The sequence below is a fragment of the Streptococcus sp. C300 genome, from assembly GCF_000187645.1.
Classification (GTDB): Bacteria; Bacillota; Bacilli; order Lactobacillales; family Streptococcaceae; genus Streptococcus; species Streptococcus oralis_CQ.
Genome location: NZ_GL732466.1, coordinates 931,621 through 937,260, shown reverse-complemented (window position 1 = coordinate 937,260; position 5,640 = coordinate 931,621). Strand labels below are relative to the sequence as shown.

The following is a 5,640-nucleotide window of genomic DNA, read 5'->3' as shown; positions in this document are numbered from 1 at the left end:
CGAAGCAGGTGTGACATACGACACTGCTACACATGAAGTGACAGTAAACGTTACAGATAATGGTCAAGGCCAACTTGTTGCTACTGTTACAGGTAACAACCCAACCTTCACCAACACTTATAAAGCAACTACAACAACAGCTACTATCACAGCTACTAAAGTCTTGGAAGGTAAAGCTCTAGAAGCTGACAAATACGAATTCGAACTTAAAGAAGGTGACAAAGTCGTTGCGACAGCTAAGAATGCTGCAGACGGTACTGTTACTTTCGAAGATATCAAGTACGCAGCAGCAGGCCCTCACACTTACACTATCTCTGAAAAAGCAGGTAGTGAAAAAGGTGTGACATACGACACTGCTAAACACGAAGTTAAGGTAGCAGTTACAGATAACGGTCAAGGCCAACTTGTTGCGACTGTAACTGACAACAACCCAACCTTCACCAACACTTATAAAGCTGCTTCAACAACTGTAAATATTACAGCTAAGAAAGTCTTAGAAGGTAAAGCCCTTGAAGCAGGCAAATATGAGTTTGAACTTAAAGAAGGTGACAAAGTAATCGGAACAGCTAAAAATGCTGCAGACGGAACTGTTGCTTTCGAAGGTATCGAATACAAAGAAGCAGGTAGCCACACTTACACTATCTCAGAAAAAGCAGGTAGCGAAGCAGGTGTGACATATGACACTGCTACACATAAAGTGACTGTTAAAGTTGATGACAACGGTGCAGGCCAACTTGTTGCGACTGTAACTGACAACAACCCAACCTTCACAAATACTTATGTTGCATCTTCAACAAAAGTACCCTTTACCGCTAAGAAAGTCTTGAAAGGTGATAAAGAGCTTGTAAAAGGTCAATTTAAGTTTGAACTTAAAGAAGGTGACAAAGTCGTTGAGACAGCTACAAACGCTGCAGACGGTACTGTTACTTTCACAGCAATTGATTTCGCAAAAGCAGGTGTCTACACTTACACTATTACTGAAGTAAAAGGTAACGATGAGAATATCAAATATGATGAGAATTCTTACAAAGTGACAGTTGAAGTCGTTGATAACGGTGCAGGTCAACTTGTAGCAACAGTTACAGGTAACAACCCAACAATCACTAACACATATACTGAACCGAAAAAAGAAGAACCTAAGGAAGGTCCTAAGGGTGAACAGCCTAAGGGAGATTTGCCAAACACTGGTGGAGCAGACTTTACAGCATTCTCTACTATTCTTGGTCTAGTTCTTGCAGCTTTGGCAGGACTTGTATACCGTGCTAAAAAAGTTGACTAATCTCAACTTTGAATAACTAAAAAAGATGGAGACCGTTTGACGGTCCCATCTTTTTGTTTTGGATAGTTTATAATAATCTTCGCAACTTGCTCCCTTTTCCTTTAAAAAAATCAAAAATTTCGGTATAATAGTCAAAGATAGTCAAGGTTCAAAGAAGGAGTTTGATTTACTATGAGATTTAAAAATACATCAGATCATATCGAAGCCTATATCAAGGCGATTTTAGACCAGTCTGGTATCGTGGAATTGCAACGGAGCCAGTTAGCAGATACCTTCCAGGTTGTACCGAGTCAGATTAACTATGTCATCAAGACCCGCTTTACGGAAAGCAGAGGTTACTTGGTTGAGAGCAAGCGTGGTGGCGGAGGCTACATTCGAATAGGCCGGATTGAGTTTTCCAATCATCATGAGATGCTCCGCGATTTGCTTTACTCGATTGGTGAGCGAGTTAGTCAGGAGATCTATGAGGATATTCTCCAGCTTTTGGTGGAGCAGGACTTGATGACCAAACAGGAGATGACCTTGCTGACTTCAGTAGCAACAGATCGTGTCCTAGGGGAAGAATCCTCAGTTGTCCGTGCCAATATGCTCCGACAGCTATTACAAGAGGTAGATAGAAAAGAGAAGTAAGATGAACTATTCAAAAGCATTGAATGAATGTATCGAGAGTGCCTACATGGTTGCGAGCCATTTTGGAGCCAGTTACCTAGAGTCTTGGCATTTATTGATTGCCATGTCCAATCACAGTTACAGTGTGGCAGGTGCGACTCTAAATGATTATCCTTATGAAATGGACCGTTTAGAAGAGGTTGCGTTGGAACTGACTGAAACCGACTATAGCCAAGATGAAACCTTTACGGAATTGCCCTTTTCCCATCGTTTGGAGATTCTCTTTGCAGAAGCAGAGTATGTGGCCTCAGTGGTCCATGCAAAGGTGCTAGGGACAGAGCATGTATTATATGCAATCTTGCATGATGGCAATGCCTTGGCAACTCGTATCTTGGAGAGAGCAGGCTTTTCTTATGAAGACCAGAAAGATCAGGTCAGAATTGCTGCTCTTCGTCGCAACCTAGAAGAACGTGCAGGATGGACAAGAGAAGATCTCAAGGCTTTGCGTCAACGTCATCGCACAGTAACTGACAAGCAAAATTCCATGGCCAATATGATGGGCATGCCTCAAGCTCAAAGTGGTGGTCTAGAGGACTACACGCATGACCTGACGGAGCAAGCGCGTTCTGGCAAGTTAGAGCCAGTTATCGGTCGAGACAAGGAAATCTCACGTATGATTCAAATCTTGAGCCGAAAGACCAAGAACAATCCGGTCTTGGTTGGAGATGCTGGTGTCGGGAAAACAGCTCTAGCACTTGGGCTTGCCCAGCGTATTGCTAGTGGGGATGTGCCTGCGGAAATGGCAAAGATGCGTGTTCTAGAGCTTGATTTGATGAATGTCGTTGCGGGAACACGTTTCCGTGGGGATTTTGAAGAGCGCATGAACAATATCATCAAGGACATCGAGGAAGATGGCAAAGTGATCCTCTTTATCGATGAACTCCACACCATCATGGGTTCTGGTAGCGGTATTGACTCGACTCTGGATGCGGCTAATATCTTGAAACCAGCCTTGGCTCGCGGAACTTTGAGAACGGTTGGTGCAACCACTCAGGAAGAATACCAAAAACACATCGAAAAAGATGCTGCCCTTTCTCGTCGTTTTGCAAAAGTGACGATTGAAGAGCCAAGTCTAGCTGACAGCATGACTATTTTGCAAGGTTTGAAGGCTACCTATGAAAAACACCACCGTGTGCAAATCGCAGATGAAGCTGTCGAAACAGCTGTCAAGATGGCGCATCGTTACTTGACCAGTCGTCACTTACCAGACTCTGCCATCGACCTCTTGGATGAAGCGGCAGCAACAGTGCAAAACAAATCCAAGCAAGTGAAAGCAGACGAATCCGACTTGAGTCCAGCTGACAAGGCCCTGATGGATGGCAAGTGGAAACAAGCCGCCCAGTTAATCGCAAAAGAGCAGGAGGTCCCTGTCTATAAAGATTTGGTAACAGAATCTGATATTTTAACCACTTTGAGTCGCTTGTCAGGGATCCCAGTTCAAAAACTGACTCAGACTGATGCCAAGAAATATCTGAACTTGGAAGCTGAACTACACAAACGTGTCATCGGTCAAGATCAAGCTGTTTCAAGCATTAGCCGTGCGATTCGTCGCAATCAGTCAGGTATTCGCAGTCACAAGCGTCCAATTGGTTCCTTTATGTTCCTAGGGCCGACAGGAGTCGGTAAGACCGAATTGGCAAAGGCTCTGGCAGAAGTTCTCTTTGATGACGAATCAGCCCTTATCCGCTTTGATATGAGTGAGTATATGGAGAAATTCGCAGCTAGCCGTCTCAATGGAGCTCCTCCGGGCTATGTAGGCTACGAAGAAGGTGGGGAGTTGACCGAGAAGGTTCGCAACAAACCTTACTCTGTGCTCCTCTTTGACGAGGTAGAAAAGGCCCACCCAGATATCTTTAATGTTCTCTTGCAGGTTCTGGACGACGGTGTCTTGACAGATAGCAAGGGACGCAAGGTGGATTTTTCAAATACCATTATCATCATGACGTCAAACCTTGGTGCGACGGCTCTTCGTGATGACAAGACGGTTGGCTTTGGCGCGAAAGACATTCGTTTTGACCAGGAAAATATGGAAAAACGAATCTTTGAAGAGTTGAAAAAAACTTATCGACCAGAGTTTATCAACCGTATTGATGAAAAGGTGGTCTTCCATAGCTTGGATAGCGAACACATGCAGGAAATCGTTAAGATCATGGTTAAACCATTGATTGCTAGCCTAGCAGAGAAGGGCATCGACTTGAAACTGCAAGCTTCAGCGTTGAAGTTACTAGCAAGTCAAGGATATGATCCAGAAATGGGAGCTCGCCCACTTCGCAGAACCCTGCAAACAGAAGTGGAAGACAAGCTAGCAGAACTCCTCCTTAAGGGAGAACTGGTAGCAGGCAAGACCCTCAAGATTGGTGTCAAAGCTGGTCAACTAAAATTTGATATTGCTTAAAAATGGAGAGTCAGGAGCAATCCTGATTCTTTTTTCTACTTTTTTATAAAAAATGATAAAAAACTATTGACGAAACAAAAATATAGTATATAATAAAAACATAGAAAATAAAAATATCAAAAATTATAAAAAGGTAAAATATTTATGAAAAAGAAAACAGCAGTGGTATTTGGGACCTTTGCCCCTCTCCATCAAGGGCATATCGATCTGATCCAGCGAGCGAAGCGTCAGTGTGACCAGGTCTGGGTAGTCGTTTCAGGCTACGAGGGAGACCGAGGGGAGCAGGTAGGTTTAAGTCTTCAAAAACGATTTCGCTATATCCGAGAGGCTTTTCGTGATGACGAATTGACCTCTGTCTGCAAGCTGGATGAGATCAACCTTCCCCGTTACCCTATGGGCTGGCAGGAGTGGTTGGACCAGATGTTAGCGGAGATTTCCTATGATGAAACCCAGCAAGAACTGACTTTTTTTGTAGGAGAAGCAGACTACCAGCAAGAACTAGCTAAACGTGGATTTGGCACCGTCTTGCAAGAAAGAAAATTTGGTATCTCAGCGACTATGATTCGAGAAAATCCAAGCAAATATTGGAAATACATCGCTCAGCCCTTCCGTCGTCAGTTTACAAAGAAAGTGTTGATTATGGGAAGTGCTAGTAATGGGAAGACCACTCTAGCCAAGGATTTGGCAAGGTATTACGATGCGCCTGTTAGTCTGGAATACGCGCGTGAGTACCAGATCAAAAACAATGTCCGCGACGATGAATTGACCCCAAAGGATTATTATTATCTCCTTTTAGGGCAGTATGACCAGACCTCCAAGTTAATCGACAGCAATGCCAATCGAGGCCTAGTGATAGCCGATACCAACTCCTTGGTAACCAAGGGCTACTATGACTATTACATGGAGACTGAGGACCAAGAGGATTTATCAGGGGAGACATTTGACAATCTCTTTGTTTCAATCTTGGCTAAGGAAAAATGGGACTTGATTCTCTTTGTGCAGCCTGTTGGCTCCTATGTCAATGACGGATTTAGAGATATGACCATGGCAGAGGACCACATTCGCTACAGTTTTTCCCAGCATTTGGATCAGATGAGGGAGAGATACTTAACGACCATTCCACTAGTTTATCTAGCGGAGGATTATCTAGGCAATTATGAAGCAGCAAAAGTGGCTATCGATGCCATTTACCAAGCAGATTAGGAGAAAATTATGAAAACAGTAACTAAAAAAATCACACAATTTATCGAAAACTTTAACAATGTCCATGCTGAAGCCCGCAAGATCGGTTTTGCAG

The 5,640-nt window shown here is 43.6% G+C and carries 4 protein-coding genes and 1 pseudogene; all 5 read left to right on the top strand.

From position 1 onward, the window contains the following. Positions 1 to 1,279, top strand: a 1,279-nt coding sequence (locus tag HMPREF0849_RS04490) for a Spy0128 family protein (RefSeq protein WP_000330273.1), incomplete at its 5' end; no start/stop codon positions are given. Positions 1,280 to 1,450: 171 nt separating this feature from the next. Next, complete coding sequence (locus tag HMPREF0849_RS04485) at positions 1,451 to 1,909, top strand: CtsR family transcriptional regulator (protein WP_001211258.1); 459 nt, start codon at positions 1,451 to 1,453, stop codon at positions 1,907 to 1,909. A 1-nt stretch (position 1,910) separates the two neighbouring features. Continuing rightward, positions 1,911 to 4,343: an ATP-dependent Clp protease ATP-binding subunit gene (locus HMPREF0849_RS04480; protein ID WP_001109733.1), complete on the top strand. Its 2,433-nt coding sequence runs from the start codon at positions 1,911 to 1,913 to the stop codon at positions 4,341 to 4,343. 144 nt (positions 4,344 to 4,487) lie between these two features. Further along, positions 4,488 to 5,546: an AAA family ATPase gene (locus HMPREF0849_RS04475; protein WP_000730566.1), complete on the top strand. Its 1,059-nt coding sequence runs from the start codon at positions 4,488 to 4,490 to the stop codon at positions 5,544 to 5,546. Positions 5,547 to 5,555: 9 nt separating this feature from the next. Further along, positions 5,556 to 5,640 (top strand): annotated as a pseudogene (locus tag HMPREF0849_RS10475) (nicotinamide riboside transporter PnuC); the annotation flags it as partial.